The organism is Sinomonas mesophila (genome assembly GCF_001999765.1).
Lineage (GTDB): Bacteria > Actinomycetota > Actinomycetes > Actinomycetales > Micrococcaceae > Sinomonas > Sinomonas mesophila.
In genome coordinates, this window is record NZ_KV908325.1 from 152,175 (window position 1) to 171,617 (window position 19,443).

A 19,443-nucleotide genomic window follows, 5' to 3' on the forward strand; every position below is an offset into this window, starting at 1 on the left:
CCGGAACCCGTTGGTTCCGGCCCGCCGTCGTGCGTGGTGCACGCCAGGCAAGCAGCCTCGGCCGAGATGGGCGTCAGCCGAGGTGGTCGACGAGCTGCCCCGCGATGCCGTTGTAGCTGCCCGGGGTCAGGGCGAGGAGGCGCGCCTCCGCTTCGGCGGAGAGGCCGAGCCCCGAGACGAACTCCTTCATGCGGGCCGCGTCCACGCGGTGGCCGCGGGTGAGGTCCTTGAGGCGCTCGTAGGGGTTGTCCATGCCCGGCACGCCCGCGATCGCCTCGGCGCGCATGACCATCTGGATCGCCTCGGCGAGGACCTCCCAGTTCTCGTCGAGGTCGGCGGCGAGCACGTCCTCGGCGACGTCGAGCCGCTCGAGGCCCTTCGCGACGTTGGAGATGGCCAGGAGCGAGTGGCCGAAGGCGACGCCGATGTTGCGCTGGCTCGAGGAGTCCGTGAGATCGCGCTGCCAGCGCGAGGTCACGAGCGTCGCGCCGAGGGTGTCGAGCAGGGCCGCCGAGATTTCGAGGTTGGCCTCGGCGTTCTCGAAGCGGATCGGGTTGACCTTGTGCGGCATGGTCGAGGAGCCGGTGGCGCCCGCGACGGGGATCTGCGCGAAGTAGCCGATCGAGATGTAGCTCCAGATGTCCGTGCACACGTTGTGCAGGATCCGGTTGAAGCGGGCGATGTCGGCATACAGCTCGGCCTGCCAGTCGTGGCTCTCGATCTGGGTGGTCAGCGGGTTCCACGTGAGGCCGAGGCCCTCGACGAAGGTCTTGGAGACCTCCTGCCAGTCCGCCGTGGGGACCGAGGCGTAGTGGGCGGCGTAGGTGCCGGTCGCGCCGTTGATCTTGCCGAGGTACTCGGTGCGCGTGATCCGGTCGAGCTGGCGGCCGAGGCGGTGGGCGATGACCGCGAGCTCCTTGCCGAGGGAGGTCGGGGTGGCGGGCTGGCCGTGGGTGCGGGAGAGCATCGGCACGTCCTTGTTGGCGCGGGCCATCTCCGCGACCTGCTCCACGAGCGAGCGGGCCGCCGGCAGCCACACGTCCTCGACGGCGCCCTTGACCCCGAGCGCGTACGAGAGGTTGTTGATGTCCTCGGACGTGCAGCCGAAGTGCACCATCGCGGTGAGGCTGGCAATGCCGAGGGACTCGAGGCGGCGGCCGATGTAGTACTCGACGGCCTTGACGTCGTGGACCGTGACGGCCTCGATGTCCGCAAGTTCCTTTACCGAGGCGGCGTCGAACTCCGTGACGACCTTCCGCAGGCCCTCCTCTTGCTCCGCCGTGAGCGGCCCGGCGCCCGGCAGGACGCTGTTGCGGGTCAGATGGATGAGCCACTCGACCTCGACGGCGACGCGGTCCCGGTTGAGCGCCGCCTCGGACAGGTAGTCGACGAGGGGAGCGGTCGCGGCCTGGTAGCGGCCGTCGAGCGGGCCGAGGGCGATGTGCTGCCCGGTGGCCGCGCCGGCGGCGGCGAGGGACAGACGTCCGGAGGGGGTGCGCGAAGGGGAGTCAGCCATGGCCTCCATTCTTCCATGAGCCCTCAGGGCGGCCTTCCACGGGCCTGTCATTCTCCCTCCACAGGCGCCCTTGGGCCGGGTTGTCCACATACGACGGCGACGGCCGCGGTGGGTGCTCGAGGCGCCCCTAGCGTGGTGGCAGGCGGGGCGGAGGACCCCGCTTCAGGGGGGAGAACACCATGGACGGCAGCTCTTCGAGCTTGGATGATCCGAGGCCGCGCTGCGGGCATGACGAGACCGCGCTCCGCGTTGCGGCAACCGAAGTTTCGGCAGCGGGCGAGGACGTCGAGCGGGCCAAGAGGGCCATCGCCCGGGCCAATGGTGTCCCCTGGTCCGGTCCCGCGGCGGCTGCCTTTCGGCGCTCGACCCTCGCCCTGACGCTCCAGCTCGGCCTTCTCGCAGGCGGTCTTGCCGGCCTCGCCATCACGTTGTCGAACATGCAGGCTGAGACCTCGGCCTGCCCTGGCGCCGCGGCAGGGGCGCCGACGCTGCCTCTCTTCCGCGACCCGACGACGCCGCTGGTGCCCGGCCGGAGCACCCCGCTGTTGCCCTTGGCCTCGCAGGCGCCGATCTTTGCGCGGATCGCCCCCACGCCGGTCCCCACAGGGCCCTCTGGGGCACCGCCCGCATCATGGGAGGCGTGCCGGTGAGAGCCGCCGGTGCAGACGATGATTGGCGGAAGGAGCGTGACCCTTCGACGTTCATCGTGACGGGAGGCGCGGCCTTCGCGGTCAACACCGAGGCCCTGGACGCTGCCACGGGCGAGCTCGAAGCCGCGGCGAGGGACATCGAGTCCACCCGGGCACGGCTCGAGTCGGCGCGGCGGGCCGTGTGGCGTGGAGCCTGCGCGGCCTCGACGGCGGCCGCCCGCTTCGACCTGGATGCAGCGGGCCTCGTGGGCGAGGCCGCCCGAGCTGGACGTGAGGCCAGCAAGATCGCACAGGCCACGGCCGGGGCCCGCGAGGCCTACGAAGCGGAAGAGACCTGGCGCGCTACCGCAACTGCAGGGCTGCAGCTCGCAGGGCTGGGGGTGCTCAACGGCCTGCCCGTGCTTCTCGCTTCGTCCCCGCAGGCATGGGCCTTGTTCCTTCGGGGCAACCCGGCCAGGGACGTGTCGAGGGCGGTCCGTGACGCGGGCGACGCGCTGGGGCTCATCGCGGGATCGGCCACTGACCGAGTGAGTGTCGTGCGGAGCTCGGTCCGGCCAGGAGCGGCAAACCCTGCGACCTTCTCCTACGCCGGCGAGAGCCTGCGCCAGGCCCAGGGGACCGCACCCCTCGAGGATGGCACGAGGGTTCCGCCTTCGTCGGTCATCGTCGAGCGTGTCCCGCGGCCGGACGGATCCACGGCCGTCATGCTCACCGTGCCCGGAACCCAGTCGTGGGACCCGGATGACACGTCAGGGAATGTCTTCGACTCGGAGGGGAACCTGGACGCGCTCGCGGGCGCCGACAGCCACGCGCGGCAGCTGATTGAACGTGCGCTCGCGGACCAGGAGCTCGGCGAGGATGACGTCGTCATCGTCAACGCCCACAGCCAGGGCGCCCTGCACCTCTTTGGGCTCCTCGAGGACGAAGGATTCCGCGCCCGCTATCCGATCGTGGCCGTGACGGTCCTGGGCGGCGCACCGCGGCAGTTCGACGTGCCCGACGACATCGCGGTGCTCCATATCTCCAACGTCGACGACGTCCTGCCCTCGATCTCGGCGGACGTCCCCGCGCCGCGGCCCAACATCGTCGACGTCGTGACGCCCGCACATGCAGACCGCGAACCCTGGCAGCCCATCCCCGAGACGGTCGTCAAGGCCCACGCCATCGACCGGTACGCCATCGACGCCAACGCCTTGGACCGCTCGACCGATCCGTCAGTCATCGCCTACGCAGCAGGCCTTGGAGTCTTCCTCGGCGGCGCCGCGGCGGGGCCGCGGGAGCGATACGTCTACACGGCCTCGGACACCACCACGAAGCCGCGGGCGCGAGAGCGCCAAGGCCTGGACGCCAATGGGCTCCGCTGATCCAGCCGAGACGGGCGCGTCCAGCCGAGACGGGGCGCGTCCAGCCGAGGCGGTCGTCGTGCCGGCGGGCTGCCTAGCGGTCCGCGCCGGCGATCTTGCCCGCGAGGGCGGCGACGATCGAGGTGATGAGAGCTCCCAGGATGGCTGTCCAGAAGAAGGAGTCGATGGTCAGCTGCACTGGCGTGTAGGTCGAGAGCCAGGCCGTGAGGGCGAGCATGGCCGCGTTGATCACAAGGGCGAACAGCCCGAGCGTGAGGCACGTGATCGGGAGCGAGAGGAGGGAGACGATCGGCCGGATGAGGGCGTTGACGAGGCCGAAGATGATCCCGACGAACAGATAGGCAAGGACAGTCCCCACCGTCCCGCTCGCATCGCCCGCACCGGCCTCCGCGGCCGCCTGGGTGGTTGCAGTGGAGGTGATATCCATGCCCGGAAGGAGCCATGCGGCCACCCACAGGGCAAGGGCGTTGACGAGGACCCGGAGCAGGAACTGCTTCATGGGGCCATGCTTGCACAGCAAGCTGTGCAGCGGCCCGCGGCTACGCTAGACCCCATGACCTCACCGCTGAACCAGAACGACGGCGCCAACGACGCCGCCGTCGTCCCCGGCCCCGCAGGCGTCACCCCCCGCCCAGTCGTGGACCGGCTCCCCAAGTACGCGGCCGGGAAGCCCCCGGTGCCCGTCGAGGGGCTCACGAGCTACAAGCTCTCCTCGAACGAGAACCCGCTCCCGCCGATCCCGGGCGTGCTCGAGGCCATGGCCCGCGAGACCGCCGTCAACCGCTACCCCGACCCGGTCTCGGGCCGGCTGCGCGCGGCGCTCGGTGGCTTCCTCGGCGTGCCGGAGGAGGACATCGTGGCCGGCGCCGGGAGCCTCGGCGCGCTGAATCAGCTGCTCGCGGCCTTCGCCGGCCACCGTGAGGACGGGACGCAGGACGAGGTCGTCTACGCCTGGCGCTCCTTCGAGGCCTACCCGATCTCGGTCGGCCTCGCCGGGGCCAAGAGCATCCAGATCCCGGTCAAGGCCGACGGGCGCCACGACCTCGACGCGATGGCGGCCGCCGTCACGGACCGCACTACCGTCGTGCTCCTGTGCACGCCCAACAACCCCACGGGCCCGGCGCTGCGCAGGGACGAGGTCGAGAGGTTCATCGCCTCGGTGCCTTCTGGCGTCGTCGTGGTCATCGACGAGGCCTATCAGGAGTTCGTCCGCGACCCTGAGGCCGTGGACGGTCTCGAGATGTACCGGAACCACGCCAACGTCGTGGTGCTGCGCACGTTCTCGAAGGCGCACGGCCTCGCCGGCCTCCGCGTGGGCTACTCGATCTCCCAGCCCGGGATCACCCAATACCTGCGTGTCGCGGCCGTGCCGTTCGCGGTCTCATCCATCGCGGAGGCGGCTGCCATCGCATCCCTCGCCCACTTCGACGAGGTTGTAGGAAGGGTACAAAGCCTCGTGGACGAGCGGGACCGCGTCACGGCCGGGCTGCGGGAGCTCGGCTGGGACGTCCCTGACGCGCAGGGCAACTTCGTGTGGCTCGCGCTCGGCGACGCGGCGTCCGACTTCGCGGCCCATGCGCAGGCGAAGGCGCTCTCAGTCCGAGCCTTCGGAGCGGAGGGTGTGCGCGTGAGCATCGGCGAGCCCGAGGCCAACACGCGATTCCTCGAGCTCTGTAGGACATTCACAAAGGTCCCTCAGGGCTTCCTGAGGTAATCCACCGCGCGGTGGCCGGGCGCGACTGGGTAGAGTTGCTGCTGGGCCGCCGCTATATTCCGCAAGGGGAATGCATTCCCCGGCGGGAATATACAAGGCGGAACCCCCTGCCCGGGGCCCCGGGCCGGTGACCCGACGGCAGGCGAGGAGGCGGTATGGGAGTCGAACTACCCACTACCGAATTCAGCGACATCCCGGATGAGCTCTGGCTTGAGCTCGAGGCACATGCCCACGAGGCCGCGGAGGGCCACTCCGCCGTGGTTCGGCTCCTGGACGAGAAGGGCGGCTTCGCCGCCGGCTCGAAGCTCGCCGACGCGGTGCGCGCCCTGAACCCCGAGGACCTGCGCGCCATGTACCGCGACATGGCGATGATCCGGCGCTTCGACATCGAGGCCACGGCCCTCCAGCGCCAGGGCCAGCTGTCCCTGTGGGTCCCGCTGCGCGGCCAGGAGGCCGCGCAGATCGGGTCCGGCCGCGCCACGCAGCCCCAGGACTACCTCTTCCCGACGTATCGCGAACACGGCGTCGCGCTGACCCGCGGGGTCGAGCTCGGCGAGCTCCTCCGCCTGTTCCGCGGGCTCTCCAACGGCGGGTGGGACCCGCGCGAGACCGGCTTCCACCTGTACACGCTCGTGCTGGCCGCCCAGGTCCCGCACGCCGTCGGCTACGCGATGGGGATCCAGCGCGACGCCGCCCGCGCGGAGGCCCGCGGCGAGGATCCCGGCGACCCGGGCGCCGTCGTCGCCTACTTCGGCGATGGCGCAAGCTCCGAGGGCGACGTGCACGAGTCGATGGTCTTCGCCGCGAGCTTCAAGGCCCCGGTGGTGTTCTTCTGCCAGAACAACCAGTGGGCCATCTCCGTGCCCGCCGAGGTCCAGTCCCGCATCCCGCTGTTCAACCGCGCCAAGGGCTACGGCTTCCCGGGCGTGCGCGTGGACGGCAACGACGTCCTCGCCGTCTACGCCGTGACGCAGTGGGCGCTCGCCCGGGCGCGGGCCGGCAAGGGGCCCGTGCTCATCGAGGCGTACACCTACCGCCAGGGCGCTCACACGACGGCCGACGACCCCACCAAGTACCGCCTCAGCGACGAGGAGCGGATGTGGCTCGAGCGGGACCCGGTGTCGCGGTTCGAGGCCTACCTCCGCGCCGAGGGGATCGCCGACGACGCGTTCTTCGCCGACGTCGCGGCCGCCGGAGACGCGCTCGCCGCGAAGGCCCGCGCGGACATCCTCTCCTTCGAGGCCCCGAGCCTCGAGGACGCCTTCGCGAACGTCTACGCCGAACCCCACCCCCTCGTCGCGGAGGAGCTCGCCTGGCATCGCGAATACGAGGCCGGATTCGCAGACACCGAGAGCGCAGTCGACGCCGACCGCGCCCAGGAAGGCGGCCGCTGATGCCCACGATGACCATCGCGAAGGCCATCAACGCCGGCCTGCGGACCGCCCTCGCGGGCGACGAGTCCGTCCTGCTCATGGGCGAGGACATCGGCACCCTCGGCGGCGTGTATCGCGTGACCGAGGGGCTCAAGTCCGAGTTCGGCGGCGACCGCGTGATCGACAGCCCGCTCGCAGAGTCCGGCATCATCGGCACGAGCATCGGCCTGTCCCTGCGCGGCTACCGCCCCGTCGCGGAGATCCAGTTCGATGGGTTCGTCTTCCCCGGCTTCAACCAGATCACGACCCAGCTCGCGAAGCTCCACGCCCGCAGCAAGGGCCAGCTCACGGTCCCCGTCACGATCCGCATCCCCTACGGCGGCGGCATCGGCTCGGTCGAGCACCACTCCGAGTCCCCCGAGGCGCTCTTCGCCCACACCGCGGGGCTGCGGATCATCACGCCGTCGAACGCGCACGACGCGTACTGGATGACCCAGCAGGCGATCGCGAGCGAGGACCCCGTGATCGTCTTCGAGCCCAAGCGCCGCTACTGGCTCAAGGGCGAGGTCGACACGGAGGATCCGGGCACGAGCGCCGACCCGTTCCGCGCGCACGTGCTGCGCGAGGGCACCGACGCGACCGTCGTGGCCTACGGGCCCCTCGTCCCCGTCGCGCTCGCCGCGGCCGAGGCCGCCGCCGAGGACGGGCGAAGCGTCGAGGTGATCGACCTGCGCTCGATCTCGCCGATCGACTTCGACACGGTCATCGCCTCGGTCGAGAAGACCGGCCGGCTCGTCGTGGCCCACGAGGCCCCGACCTTCGGCGGGATCGGCGGCGAGATCGCCTCGCGCGTCTCCGAGCGGGCGTTCCTCTCGCTCGAGGCGCCGGTCATCCGCGTGGGCGGCTTCCACATGCCGTACCCCGTCGCGAAGGTCGAGGAGCACTACCTCCCGGACATCGACCGCATCCTCGAAGCCCTCGACCGCGCCTTCTCGTACTAGGAGCACGACGTGACGAAGCAGATCTTCACCCTCCCCGACGTCGGCGAGGGGCTGACCGAGGCCGAGATCGTCGCCTGGAAGGTCAAGCCCGGGGACACGGTCGCGATCAACGACATCATCTGCGAGATCGAGACCGCCAAGAGCCTCGTCGAGCTGCCCAGCCCCTACGCGGGCACGGTCCTGGACCTTCTGGCTCCCGAGCACCAGACCATCGAGGTCGGCTCGCCGATCATCGCGATCGGCGAGGGCGCGGACGACGGCGTTGGCGCGCCTTCCGGCGCTGCCTCCAGCGCCTCGGTGGTCGGGTCGCCTTCTGCGCTGGGTGAGTCGCTGGACTCCCCGGTGCCCGTCATGCACGAGCCAGGCATCGAGAGCGGCCCGCTCGTCGGCTCCGGCCCCAAGGCCGACGCCGCCAAGCGCCGCCCGCGCAGGGCGGCGCCATCGAGCGCGCGGCAGGTTCCGCCACCGGTCCCTGCCCGGGAGCCGGAGGCCGTGTGGTCGCCGCTCAACAAGCCCGAGGCCCCGGCCGCCGTCGCCCCCACCCAGCCCGCCGCGGAGGTGACGGCGCCCGCTCAGGCGCCGAACGCCGTCGTCGGCTTGCTCTCCCGCGTGCTCGCGAAGCCGCCCGTGCGGCGGATCGCGAAGGAGCTCGGGATCAACCTCGAGGACGTGCCCGCCACCGGCGCGCGCGGCGAGGTGACGCGGGCGGACCTCGAGTCGTACCAGGCCCAGCGTGAGCGCGAGCAGGATGCCGCCCCGACCTTCTGGGAGCCGGCGAAGAAGGCCCAGCAGCAGCGCGTCGAGGTCATCCCCGTGCGCGGCGTCCGCAAGGCCACGGCCAAGGCCATGGTCGACTCGGCCTTCTCGGCGCCGCACGTGAGCATCTTCGTGGACGTCGACGCCTCGCGGACCATGGAGTTCGTCCAGCGGCTCAAGAAGTCCCGGGACTTCGAGGGGATCAAGGTCTCGCCGCTGCTCATCCTCGCCAAGGCCGTCATCTGGGCCGCCGCGCGGAACCCGAGCGTCAACTCGCAGTGGGTCTCGGCGCCAGGCGGCGACGAGATCCACGTCAAGCACTTCATGAACCTCGGCATCGCCGCCGCGACCCCGCGCGGCCTGCTCGTCCCGAACATCAAGGACGCGCAGGACCTCTCGCTCAAGGAGCTCGCGATCGCGCTCAACGAGCTCGCGACCACCGCGCGGGCTGGCAAGACCAAGCCGGCCGACATGCAGGACGGCACGCTGACGATCACGAACATCGGCGCGCTCGGCATCGACATCGGCACGCCGATCATCAACCCGGGCGAGGTCGCCATCGTCGCGTTCGGCACGATCAAGCAGAAGCCGTGGGTCGTCTCGGGCGAGGTCATCCCGCGCTGGATCACGACCCTCGGCGGCTCCTTCGACCACCGCGTGGTCGACGGCGACCTGTCCGCGCGCTTCATGGCGGACGTCGCCGCGATCATGGAGGAGCCGGCGCTCCTGCTCGACTGACGCTGCTTGCTCATCGGCTGCTCCGTTGCCGCCGTCCTGAGGCGTCAGAACGACGGCAACGGAGCAGTTGACGTCACTTCTTGGCGGCGCGCTTGGCTGCCTGCTTCGTGGCGCGCACCTCGAGGAGCGAGGAGGCGTCGACGATGTCCGCGACCGAGCGCTTGCAGCCCTCCTCGCCGTACGGCCCCGCCACCTCGCGCCAGCCCGCGCCGTCGAAGCCGCCCTGCTTGCCCAGCAGGGCGAGGAAGATGCGCGCCTTCTGCTCGCCGAACCCGGGGAGGCCCCGCAGCCGGCGCAGCACCTCGGCGCCGTCAGGGTCGCCCTGCCGCCAGATCGCCCCGGCATCGCCGTCCCACTCGTCCACGATCACAGAGGCGAGCTGCTGCACGCGCTTCGCCATCGAGCCGGGGAAGCGGTGGACGGCCGGCCTCTCGGCGAAGGCGGCCTGGAATGCTTCGGGGTCCATCGATGCGACAGTGGAGGCGTCGAGGCCGCCGAGCCGCTCGCGGAGCTTCTCCGGCCCCGCGAAGGCGGTCTCCATGGGCACCTGCTGGTCCAGGAGCATGCCGGTCAGGAGTGCGAAGTCGTCCTCGGAGAGGAGCCGGTCTGCGGCGTCGTCGCCGGTGAGGTGAAGGTCACGGGTCATGCCTCTACCTTCGCACGGGAGCTGGCTTCCCGGACCCCTGGGCGAGGGCTGCCGTTGGCGTCAGCCAGATGCGTCCTTCTTGGATCAACAGTGTTCCCCATCGCCGACTCCCATTGCGGCGTGTGGCGGCGTGCAGGTTTCCCCAGAACCACGTCCCCTAGTGCGGCGTGTCCGCCCGGGCGCGGGCGTGTCGGGCCTGTGGTCCGCCGCATTCTGGGGAAACCTGCACGTGCCACCACCGGTGCCTGTGGCCGGAGGTCGTCAGGCGTCATGGGTCCTCTTTCTCAGGTGTCGTGGACGAACCTCCCCAGCTTTGAGGGCGGCGACCGCTTCGACAGGCTGGGCGGGCCCAGTCGTGACGCGGGTTGAAGCCCAAAGCTGGGGAGGTCCGGCGGCCAATGCTGGGGAGGTTCGTCCGGTAGTGCGGGGAGGGGCCCGATCGGGCGTCTCCTGCCAGACTGGGATCGTGCGAGCTCTCCAGGATCCCAACGACCCAGGCCCTCACCCTGGCAGTTCCGGCCCTGCCAGTTCCCGCCCTGCCAGTTCCCGCCCTGGCACATCCGGCTTTGGCGGTTCCCGTCCAATCGGTCCCCGTCTGGCCAGTTCCGGCCCGACCGTCCCGGGCCCCGGTCCCACTCCCGCCGAGCCGCCCGCGCGGACGGGGCGGACCGCCGTCGCCCGTGTGGTCAGCGAGGTGTTCCAGCCGCCCTTCACGGTCGGCGCCATGCTCCTCCTGAGCCCGGCCGCGAGCCCCGGCTGGCCGGGGACGTGGTGGTATGGCGCGCTGGCTGTTCTCTTCGTCTGCGTGCTGCCCTTCGGGATCCTGCTCGCCCTCGTGCGGGCGGGGCGGGTCGTGGACCACCACGTCAGCGAGCGGGCCCAGCGCGCCCCGGTACTCGTCATGTCCCTCGCGTGCATCACGGCGGGCATCGTGCTCCTGGCCGCGCTCGGCGCCCCGGCGTCGGTGCTCGCCATGACCGTGGCGCTCGTCGCGGGCGTGGCCGTCATGGCCGTCGTGAGCCTGCGGTGGAAGATCAGCGGGCACTCGGCCTCCATTGCCGCGGCGGCCGTCGTCTTGCCCCTCCTCCTGGGCCCCGGATGGTGGGCGGCCCTCGCCGTCGTGCCGCTCGTCGGCTGGGCCAGGGTGACGCTCGGGGCGCACACGCTCGGCGAGGTCCTCGCAGGCATCGCGACCGGCCCCCTGATCATCGTCGGCCTGTGGATGCTGCTGCTCAGGGCGGCCTGAGGAACACATTGCCTCCGCGTCTCCATCGCGCGCGAATGGCTGTTTCCGCCACCTCATGAGGCGCGGTCGCTGGGCGCGGTGGTCGACGCAGACAAGCTCGCCCGCTACCGTCAGGACTGACCGGTCCCGTCCCCCGCCCGCCCCGAGTCCCAGGAGACCATGATGCTCTTCCTCGTCCGCATGGACGTCCACCTCCCGCCGTCCATGCCCGCGGCGCAGTCCGACCTCATCAAGTCCCGCGAGAAGGCCTACTCGCAGAAGATCCAGCGCGACGGGCGCTGGGTCCACCTCTGGCGCGTCGCCGGGGAGTACGCGAACTACTCCGTCTTCGACGTCGCGAGCAACGACGAGCTGCACGAGATCCTCTCGAAGCTGCCGCTGTTCCCGTACATGGACATCTCGGTCACGCCGCTCGCGCACCACCCCTCGGACATCCACCCGGTGGACGACGCGCGGGACGCCGGCCCGGAAGCCACCTAGTTCCGCAGGAGCGTCCGCAGGAGCTTGATCGCCACCGAGATGGACTCGATGTCCACGCTGCCCTCGCGCATGACCTCGGCGAACGTCTCCCGGATCCGCCCCAGCTGTTCGGCGTAGCCCGACTCCCACTCGGCGATGCGCTCCTCCGCCGTCGCCCCGCGGCCACCCACCGCGCCCCGCGGCAGGGTCGACTGGAGCACTCTCGTGGTCATGTCCGTGACCGCCGCATAGACGTCGTCGCGCAGGGCCGCGCGTGCGAGGGCCTCCCAGTGGCTCTCCCGCGGGAGGTCGGTGATGCGCAGCAGGAGGCTCGCGGCGCCGATCCAGTAGAAGACGGCGTAGTAGACGTCGGCGATCGTCGGGATGGGCTCATCCACGGCCTCCGAGATCGTGGAGATGTCCAGGAGCCCGAAGCTCTCGAGCGAGTCCGCCGCGCGCGTGGCCATGGGGTCGGGGAGTCCGACCTCCCGCCAGTGCGCGAGCCGCCCGTTCACGCGCTCGAGGTCGGTGCCGCGCAGGTAGTCGGACGTGTGGGCGCGCAGCAGCTCGAGCGTCGGCGCGACGCGCGCATACGCCCGCTCGACCGGCTGGTCCCGGTGGTCGTGGGTGACATACCAGCGCACGCCGCGGTCGAGGAGCCGGCGCAGGTGGACGGCCGCGGCCGCGCTGTGTTCGCGGGGGAAGCCGGGCGGGAGCGTGGCGAGGGCGTCGGCGAGCTCGCCGAGGCCGTAGGCATCGCGGACGACGACGAACGCCCTGGCCATCGCGGCGGCCGTGGCCGTGGTCTCCTCGCGCACGCGGAACGCGAAGGTGATCCCGCCGAGGTTGATGATCTCGTTCGCCATGACGGTCGCGATGATCTCGCGGCGCAGCGGGTGCGTGGGCAGCTCGTCCGCGAAGCGCCGAGAGAGTGCGGCGGGGAAGTACGAGGCCAGCACCCGGTCGAACCATGGGTCGTCGGCGAGGTCGCTCGCGGCCAGCTCGTCCGCGAGCTCGATCTTGGCGTAGGCGGCGAGGATCGCGAGCTCGGGCGAGGTCAGGCCGTGCCCGTCCCGGAGCCGGGCGTGCAGGGCGTCGTCGTCCGGCAGCCCCTCGAGCCGCCGATCCAGCCCCGCCGTGGCGCCAAGCCAGTCCATGGTCCGCTCGAAGCCCTGGCTCCACTCCTTGACGAGGGCCCGGTCGTTCAGGAGCAGCACGTTCTGCTGCGCATTCGTCGCCAGGACCAGGCGCGAGACCTCGTCGGTGAGGGAGTGCAGGAAGGGCGCCCGCTCGTCCGCGCGGAGGTGGCCGGCGGCGATCATCCGGTCGGTGAAGACCTTGATGTTGACCTCGTGGTCGGAGCAGTCGACGCCCGCCGAATTGTCGATCGCGTCCGAGTTCACGAGCACGCCGTTGAGGGACGCCTCGATGCGCGCGAGCGGGGTCAGCCCCAGATTGCCGCCCTCGGCGACGACCCGCGCGCGCAGCTCGGGGGCGTCGATCCGGACCGCGTCGTTGGCCTTGTCCCCGACGTCCAGGTGTGTCTCCGATGTTGCCTTGACGTACGTGCCGATGCCGCCGTTGTAGAGCAGGTCGACCGGCGCCCGGAGGATCGCCTGGATGAGCTCGGGCGGTGTCAGGGCCTCGGCGGACTCCGGCAGCCCGAGGGCCGCGCGGGCCTGCGGGCTCAGCTCGACGGACTTGGCCCGGCGCGAGTACACGCCGCCGCCGGCGCTGATCAGGGATTCGCTGTAGTCCTCCCACGACGAGCGCGGCAGCTCGAAGAGCCGGCGGCGCTCGCGGTGCGACACCAGCGGGTCGGGGGACGGGTCGAGGAAGATGTTCCGGTGGTCGAACGCGGCGACGAGCCGCAGGTGCTCGGACAGGAGCATGCCGTTGCCGAAGACGTCCCCGCTCATGTCCCCGATTCCGACGACGGTCACCTCCTCGCGCTGGACGTCGACGCCGAGCTCGGCGAAGTGGCTCCTGACGGACTCCCACGCCCCGCGCGCCGTGATGCCCATGCGCTTGTGGTCGTACCCGACCGAGCCGCCCGAGGCGAACGCGTCCCCGAGCCAGAAGCCGTACTCTGCCGCGATCGCGTTGGCCGTGTCCGAGAAGGCCGCCGTGCCCTTGTCCGCCGCGACGACGAGGTAGGAGTCGTCGCCGTCGTGCTTCACGACGCGCTCCGGTGGGACGACGCGTGCCAGCGGCATGGCGAGTCTGGGCTGCGCGGCCGGCTCCTGCTGCGCGAGGTCGGCCTGGCTGAGGTTGTCCGTGACGTCGAGGAGCCCACGGATGAAGGTGCGGTAGGCCTCCAGGCCCTCCTCGAGCCAGCCGGCGCGGTCGAGGGCGGGGTCGGGGAGCCGCTTGGGGTAGAAGGCGCCCTTCGCGCCGGTCGGCACGATGACGGCGTTCTTGACGGCCTGCGCGCGCACGAGCCCGAGGACCTCGGTGCGGAAGTCCTCGCGCCGGTCGGACCAGCGCAGCCCGCCCCGGGCCACGGGGCCGTAGCGCAGGTGCACGCCCTCGACCCTCGGCGAATACACCCAGATCTCGTACGCCGGGCGGGGGGAGGGCGCGAAGGGCAGCGCGGACGGATGGAGCTTGAGGCTCAGGTGGCCCTTGCCCTGGTAGTAGTTCGTGCGCAGCGTCGCCTCGACGAGCGCCGCGTCCATGCGCAGGAGGCGGTCGGCGTCGAGGGAGGGGACGGCGTCGACCGCCGCGGACAGACGACGCCGGGCGGCGGCGATGCGGTGCTGCCGCACGGCGTCGTGAACGCTGTGGGGATCGCCGCCGACCCCCTCGAGGTCCGGGTCGAACCGCGCCTCGAACAGCTCCAGGAGCGCCTGCGTGGCCTCGGGGTTCTGGAGGAGCGCGTCGGCCATGAAGCCGTAGGAGATTGTCGTGCCGAGCTGCTGGAGGTACTTCGCATAGGCGCGCAGGATCGTCACGCGGCGCCAGTCGAGGCCCTCGAGCAGCACGAGGGCGTCGAAGCGGTCCGACTCGGCGTCGCCGCGCAGGGCCGCGCGCAGGGAGTCGACGAGGAGGCCGCTTGTCGCCAACGGGTCGACGTGCGGTGGGTAGCGCAGGCCGAGGTCGTAGAGATACAGCTCGCGGACGCCGAGGCCGGGCGCGCCGGTGGGGGAGTGGCGCACGAGCGCGTACGGCCGCTGGTCGAGGACCTCGAGGCCGAAGTTGTGGAAGAAGGGCAGGATCTGGGTGAGGCTGCGCGGCGTCGTGACATAGACGCGGATGCGGGCGATCTCCCCGCGCCACGGCGCGAGCTCGGAGCCGACGTAGACCTTGAGGAACGTCTTGTCCGCCTCGTCGCCGCCGTCATCGAGCCCGAGCGACTCGAAGCGGGCGATGTCCCTGATCGCGTCCTCGGCGTCGTAGTCGGCGCGGTAGCTCGCGGGGAACGCCGCCGCCCACTGGCGGGACAGGCGCGCGGCCTCCCGCGTCGGGTAGTTCTCCCGCAGTGCCTCGGCGATGCCCTCCTCCCAGGTCCGGGTCGCGGCGACCACCTGGCGCTCGACCGCCTCGGCGTCGAATCCTGCGGGCGGGCCGCCCTCTGGCAGAAGGATCCGGAAGAACGCCCGCACCATCGCGGCCTCGGCCACGCGGACATCGAACTCGATGTCCTCGGCCCCGAGCGCGCGCCTCAGGACGGCCTCGACGCGCAGCCGCACCGCGGTGCTGTACCGCTGGCGGGGCAGGAACAGGACGGCGGACATGAAGCGGTTGCGCGCGTCGAGCCGCAGGAACAGCCGCGTGTGCCGGCGCTCCTGGAGGTGCTGGATCTGGCCCGCGAGCCGGCTCAGCTCGCCCGTGTCCATCTCGAAGAGCTCGTCGTGCGGGAGCTCCTCGAGGCCCCGCAGCGTCTCGCCCCAGGCCGGCGTCCCCGGGCCCGCGCCCACCTCGGCGAGGACCCGCGCGACCTTCTCGCGCAGGACGGGGACGCCGAGCACGGACACGTCCGAGGAGGTCTGGGCGAAGAAGCCGACGAACCGGCGCTCGGTCGTCACGGCGCCGGCGGCGTCGAGGACGCGGACACTGATCTCGTCGAGGTAGGAGGAGCGCAGCACCGTCGAGCGGATGTCCGACTTGTAGACCGAGAGCGCGCGCGCGCCAGGCGCGACCGAGCGCAGGGTCGGCTCGCCGTGCACCTGCCTCAGCAGGCCTCGGCCCGAGCGGCCCCTCGGCACGAGGGGCACGCCCCCGGTCGCGGGGTCGGCGGAGCCGCTGACCTCCAGAGTGCGGGAGCCGAGGAAGATGAAGTTCCCCGCGGCGAGCCAGCGCAGCATCTCGAGCGCCTCGTGCCCGCCGGAGGATCGCGACGCGACCTGCTCCGCCGCGAGCGTGACGTCGCGCTGGATCGCGGTGCTGTCCTTCGCCACGGTCAGGACGTCGGCCACGACCTGGCGGAGCCGGCGTCGGAGCCTCGCGGCGCTCTCCGCGCTCGCGAGCCGGCCGATCTCCGCCGCGATCCACTGCTCGGTGACCACCCCGCCGTCGTGCGCGTGCCCCGCCGACCCGCGGACGACGGCGCCGCCCGCCGTGCCGCCCGGCCGCTCCGGTTCCTCGGGCTCCTCCGGCCCCCGTGGCTCCGCGACAGCCGCCGCGGGCTGCAGGCCGGGGTAGGCGGCGGCGAGGCCCTCCCGCGCGGCACCAGGACGGAGGCTCAGGAGCTCGTGCGAGCCGGCTTCCCGCTCGACGTCGAAGGTCGGGTAGAGGAGGAGGCGGATGACGGCGTCCTGCCGGGCGAGCTCGGCCGTGACGGACTGCAGGAGGTACGGGACGTCTTCGGCGGCGATCGCGACGATCGTCGACTCGGGCTCATTGCGGACCTCGACGACGGCGTGCCCGGGCGCCCGGATCCGCGCGGCCGAGCGGTGCTCGTCGGCCCAGCGGGCGAGGGTGTCGGAGCTGTAGGCGAGGAGGTCGTCGGCCGCGACGTGCCCGTAGTAGTCGGCGAGGAACCTGTCCTCGGTGCCGCGGAGATCCTCGGCGGGCCCGGCCGTTCCGGGCCTGCCCGCCGGCGCCGCGTCCTTCGCCATGCCTCCACGCCTCCATGCACGAGGCCCGCACTGCTGGGCAGCCGGCGCGCGGCCTCGCGCCTGCCTCCATGATGGGCCGGGGCGGGGAGCGCGTCCAGAGAGCCGGGGCGGCGGGGGCGGCCGAGGAAGGCGGGCCCGATGGGGGGCACTCGCCTGTCCCGCCGCGCGGCCCGCGCCGCCGAGGCGCTCGTCCTGCCCGGCACGTTGCTAGTGGGCGGTGTAGCCCCCGTCGACTGGGAGGGCGACCCCGATGAGGAAGCTGGCGCCGGGGCTGCACAGCCACAGGACGGTCTGGGCGATCTCGTCGGCGGTGCCGAGGCGACCGATCGGCTGCTGCTGCAGGATGCCGGCCATTGCCTCAGGCTGGCCCTCGAGCATGCCGGTGACCATCGGGGTCTCCACGACGCCGGGGCAGATGGCGTTGACGCGGATGCCTCGCGGGGCGTACTCGACGGCAGCGCTCTTGGTCAGTCCGATCACTCCGTGTTTGGAGGCGTGGTAGGAGGCGCGTTCGGGCAGACCGACGAGTCCGCCGAGGGAGGAACAGTTGACGATCGCCCCGCTGCCCTGGGCGCGCATGTGGCGCAGTTCGTGCTTCATGCAGGCCCACATGCCCCGCAGGTTGACGGCGTTGACGCGGTCGAACATCTCGGCGTCCTCATCGGCGGCGTCGGAGGGCGGGACCTGGACGCCGGCGTTGTTGTAGGCCATGTCGAGGCGGCCGAAGGTCTCGACGGTGCGGTCGATGGCGGCGGCGACCTGGTCCTCGTCGGCGACGTCGCAGCCGACGGCGATGACTCGGTGGCCTTGGTCGTTGAGGTGCTCCGCGGCGGCCTTCGCAGCGGCTTCGTCGATGTCGGCGAGGGCCACGGCGGCACCGGCTTCGGCGAAGGCGCGCGCGGTGGCCCATCCCATGCCGGAGGAGGCGCCGGTGACGAAGGCGACCTGACCGTGGAAGTCGTAAGTGGGGTTCATGGTGCTCCCATCGAAAGCTGGACAGAGAGGACCGCGGTAGCGCGGTGCCTCTTCACTGTCCGTCGCCTCGCCGACACCTGCCAGACCCTCTCAGGGACCCCCACCGCGGAAAGAGGCCTCCTACCCTTGAAGGCGTGGAGCTTCAGCAGGAGATCAGGGACTTCCTCATGAGCCGCAGGGCGAGGATCACGCCTGAGCAGGCCGGGCTGCCCTACGTCGGAGGCAACCGTCGGGTCCAGGGATTGCGGCGCGAGGAAGTCGCCATGCTCGCTGGCCTCAGCGTCGAGTACTACACGCGCTTGGAACGCGGCAACCTCGGCGGGGCATCCGAGAGCGTCCTCGACGCGATCGCCCGAGCGCTGCAGCTCGACGACGACGAGCGCGCCCACCTGCATGCCCTTGCGCGCAACGTCGCACCCGGTTCGCCCCGCAAGCGACCCACGCGAACCTCGCCCATGACCGCGTCGGTGCAGCAGGTCCTCGACTCCATGAGCGTGCCCGCCGTCGTGCAGAACGGCCGCCTCGACGTCCTCGCGGCCAACGACCTGGGCCGGGCCCTGTACGCCGACCTGTTCGAGATGGACAAGCAGCCGCCGAACTTCGCCAGGTATGCCTTCCTCGACCCGCGTGCGGAGGATTTCTACGCTGATATCGAGGAGGCGAGGGACCTTTTGGTCGCAGTACTCCGCGCGACCGCCGGGCGTGACCCCCTGGACCAGAAGGTGACCGAACTCATCGGCGAGCTCTCCGCACGCAGCGCCGATTTCAGCGCCCGCTGGGCCAAGCACAACGTGCACCGCCACCTGCGCGGGCGCAAGGTCATCAACCACCCGATCGTCGGACGGATGGACCTTGCGTATGACGACTTCGCGCTGCCGGGCGACCCGCAGGTCTCCATCACCACCTACACCGCACATCCCGGGACGCCCAGCGCTGACGGTCTCAGCCTTCTGGCAGCGTGGGCCGCGACGCAGAAGCGGTCGCAGACGACCAACGATAGGGTGCACTGATCTTCCACCGCAGCGAGCGCCACCTCACGCGGGTCTTCCCCGACGTCGCGCGAGCACCGGATGGAGATGCTCACTCTCGAGCGCAAGGCGGGCCTGCGCGGCCGCTGCCTGGAGGGCATCGGCAATCGGCGCACCGTGAAGGGTCGCGGCCACGGCGCCGGCCATGAACGCATCGCCGGCGCCGTTGGTGTCCACGACGTCGGCGGGGACTGCGGCAACCTCATGCCGCGTCCCGTCCGCTTCCAGGGCGATCGCACCCTCGGCCCCGCGGGTGCACACCGCCAGGCGAGGCCCCCGGCCCAGGCAGGAGCGCAGGAGCTCCCAGGGATCGCCGGTGCTGTCGTCGTTCATGAAGACGGCGTCGGCCGCACGCAGGAACGGCTCGTGGAACGCCGTCGACCCGTCGTAGTCGTGCAGGTCCACCCACAGGGGCGTCCGCAGGACCTCCTCGCGCTCCAGCAGGAGCACGCCCAGCTCGCTCAGGTCGATCACAGCCAGATCCGCCGCGGCCACGACCGCCGCGGCTAAGTCGAGGTCCTCCGCCGCGGGCGTCGACGGCATCGAAACGTACAGGGACACTCGAGCACCGTCGTCGGTCATGAGATTGACGTGGCGCTCGGTGCGCTCAGACGCCAGTGCTTGGATGGTGACCCCGGCCGTCGTGAGGGCGCGGCGGACCTGCCCGCCGTCGTCGTCCGCCCCCAGGGGCGAGCACAGGCGCGCGGCGAGGCCGAGATCCGCGAGGTGCAGAGCCTTGCCCGCCGAGGTGCCCCCGACCGTGTACCAGGAGCGCCGCGCGAACTGCATGTCCGGGACGGGCTCCGGGAGGCGGTCGAGGAGGATGAGGTGGTTCCACGAGGCGGGGCCGCAGACAGCGACCCTCGGGGAAGCGGGCATGGCCCCATCCAAGCACGCTCATGAGGGGGGATGTGACC

The 19,443-nt window shown here is 71.5% G+C and carries 14 protein-coding genes; 8 read left to right on the forward strand and 6 right to left on the reverse strand.

Features of this window, described 5'->3' with window-relative positions:
- Window positions 1-73: 73 nt before the first annotated feature.
- Window positions 74-1,525, reverse strand: coding sequence for an adenylosuccinate lyase (gene purB, locus BV907_RS05925; protein WP_139346630.1), 1,452 nt, complete (start codon window positions 1,523-1,525; stop codon window positions 74-76).
- Between the two features lie 631 nt (window positions 1,526-2,156).
- Between purB and BV907_RS05935 the strand changes: the two genes are divergently transcribed.
- A complete protein-coding gene (locus tag BV907_RS05935) occupies window positions 2,157-3,530 on the forward strand; it encodes a hypothetical protein (RefSeq protein WP_139346631.1) in 1,374 nt (457 codons plus the stop codon).
- A gap of 73 nt (window positions 3,531-3,603) precedes the next feature.
- Here BV907_RS05935 and BV907_RS05940 read toward each other — a convergent pair whose 3' ends face one another.
- Window positions 3,604-4,029: a phage holin family protein gene (locus tag BV907_RS05940; RefSeq protein ID WP_077488809.1), complete on the reverse strand. Its 426-nt coding sequence runs from the start codon at window positions 4,027-4,029 to the stop codon at window positions 3,604-3,606.
- Window positions 4,030-4,083: 54 nt separating this feature from the next.
- Here BV907_RS05940 and BV907_RS05945 point away from each other — a divergent pair, with 54 nt between their 5' ends.
- The 4 genes from BV907_RS05945 (at window position 4,084) to BV907_RS05960 (ending at window position 9,112) form a co-directional block, all read left to right on the forward strand.
- Window positions 4,084-5,244 (forward strand): histidinol-phosphate transaminase, encoded by a 1,161-nt coding sequence (locus BV907_RS05945; protein ID WP_077488810.1) that lies wholly within the window; start codon window positions 4,084-4,086, stop codon window positions 5,242-5,244.
- Between the two features lie 155 nt (window positions 5,245-5,399).
- Window positions 5,400-6,638 (forward strand): pyruvate dehydrogenase (acetyl-transferring) E1 component subunit alpha, encoded by a 1,239-nt coding sequence (gene pdhA / locus BV907_RS05950; protein WP_077488811.1) that lies wholly within the window; start codon window positions 5,400-5,402, stop codon window positions 6,636-6,638.
- Window positions 6,638-7,618, forward strand: coding sequence for an alpha-ketoacid dehydrogenase subunit beta (locus BV907_RS05955; RefSeq protein WP_077488812.1), 981 nt, complete (start codon window positions 6,638-6,640; stop codon window positions 7,616-7,618). The genes pdhA and BV907_RS05955 overlap by 1 nt, the downstream gene beginning before the upstream one ends.
- Before the next feature lie 9 nt (window positions 7,619-7,627).
- Entirely contained in the window at window positions 7,628-9,112 is a 1,485-nt protein-coding gene (locus BV907_RS05960) for a dihydrolipoamide acetyltransferase family protein (RefSeq protein WP_077488813.1), read from the forward strand.
- 73 nt (window positions 9,113-9,185) lie between these two features.
- On the opposite strand, the gene BV907_RS05965 is transcribed toward BV907_RS05960, so the two are convergent.
- On the reverse strand, window positions 9,186-9,758 hold the full coding sequence (locus tag BV907_RS05965) for an HhH-GPD-type base excision DNA repair protein (protein ID WP_077488814.1): 573 nt from the start codon (window positions 9,756-9,758) through the stop codon (window positions 9,186-9,188).
- Between the two features lie 682 nt (window positions 9,759-10,440).
- Here BV907_RS05965 and BV907_RS05970 point away from each other — a divergent pair.
- Together BV907_RS05970 and catC are read left to right on the forward strand one after the other, a co-directional pair.
- Window positions 10,441-11,004 carry a phosphatase PAP2 family protein gene (locus BV907_RS05970; protein ID WP_077488815.1) on the forward strand — a complete coding sequence of 188 codons (564 nt, stop codon included), beginning with the start codon at window positions 10,441-10,443 and terminating at the stop codon, window positions 11,002-11,004.
- A 162-nt stretch (window positions 11,005-11,166) separates the two neighbouring features.
- Entirely contained in the window at window positions 11,167-11,484 is a 318-nt protein-coding gene (gene catC, locus BV907_RS05975; RefSeq protein ID WP_077488899.1) for a muconolactone Delta-isomerase, read from the forward strand.
- On the opposite strand, the gene BV907_RS05980 is transcribed toward catC, so the two are convergent.
- Both BV907_RS05980 and BV907_RS05985 read right to left on the reverse strand, forming a co-directional pair.
- Window positions 11,481-16,523, reverse strand: coding sequence for an NAD-glutamate dehydrogenase (locus BV907_RS05980; RefSeq protein WP_077488816.1), 5,043 nt, complete (start codon window positions 16,521-16,523; stop codon window positions 11,481-11,483). The genes catC and BV907_RS05980 overlap by 4 nt on opposite strands.
- Window positions 16,524-16,730: 207 nt before the next feature.
- On the reverse strand, window positions 16,731-17,498 hold the full coding sequence (locus BV907_RS05985) for a glucose 1-dehydrogenase (protein ID WP_077488817.1): 768 nt from the start codon (window positions 17,496-17,498) through the stop codon (window positions 16,731-16,733).
- 134 nt (window positions 17,499-17,632) lie between these two features.
- Here BV907_RS05985 and BV907_RS05990 point away from each other — a divergent pair, with 134 nt between their 5' ends.
- Window positions 17,633-18,508 (forward strand): helix-turn-helix transcriptional regulator, encoded by an 876-nt coding sequence (locus BV907_RS05990; RefSeq protein WP_077488818.1) that lies wholly within the window; start codon window positions 17,633-17,635, stop codon window positions 18,506-18,508.
- Window positions 18,509-18,532: 24 nt separating this feature from the next.
- Here the strand turns inward: BV907_RS05990 and BV907_RS05995 are convergent, their stop codons facing one another.
- Entirely contained in the window at window positions 18,533-19,405 is an 873-nt protein-coding gene (locus BV907_RS05995) for a carbohydrate kinase family protein (protein WP_077488819.1), read from the reverse strand.
- Window positions 19,406-19,443 lie beyond the last annotated feature (38 nt).

Coding starts and splice junctions, on each gene's coding strand:
- BV907_RS05995 (WP_077488819.1), bottom strand. CDS start 19,405: ATGCCCGCTTCCCCGAGGGTCGCTGTCTGCGGCCCCGCCTCGTGGAAC.
- purB (WP_139346630.1), bottom strand. CDS start 1,525: ATGGAGGCCATGGCTGACTCCCCTTCGCGCACCCCCTCCGGACGTCTG.
- BV907_RS05985 (WP_077488817.1), bottom strand. CDS start 17,498: ATGAACCCCACTTACGACTTCCACGGTCAGGTCGCCTTCGTCACCGGC.
- catC (WP_077488899.1), top strand. CDS start 11,167: ATGCTCTTCCTCGTCCGCATGGACGTCCACCTCCCGCCGTCCATGCCC.
- BV907_RS05945 (WP_077488810.1), top strand. CDS start 4,084: ATGACCTCACCGCTGAACCAGAACGACGGCGCCAACGACGCCGCCGTC.
- BV907_RS05980 (WP_077488816.1), bottom strand. CDS start 16,523: ATGGCGAAGGACGCGGCGCCGGCGGGCAGGCCCGGAACGGCCGGGCCC.
- BV907_RS05955 (WP_077488812.1), top strand. CDS start 6,638: ATGCCCACGATGACCATCGCGAAGGCCATCAACGCCGGCCTGCGGACC.
- pdhA (WP_077488811.1), top strand. CDS start 5,400: ATGGGAGTCGAACTACCCACTACCGAATTCAGCGACATCCCGGATGAG.
- BV907_RS05940 (WP_077488809.1), bottom strand. CDS start 4,029: ATGAAGCAGTTCCTGCTCCGGGTCCTCGTCAACGCCCTTGCCCTGTGG.
- BV907_RS05965 (WP_077488814.1), bottom strand. CDS start 9,758: ATGACCCGTGACCTTCACCTCACCGGCGACGACGCCGCAGACCGGCTC.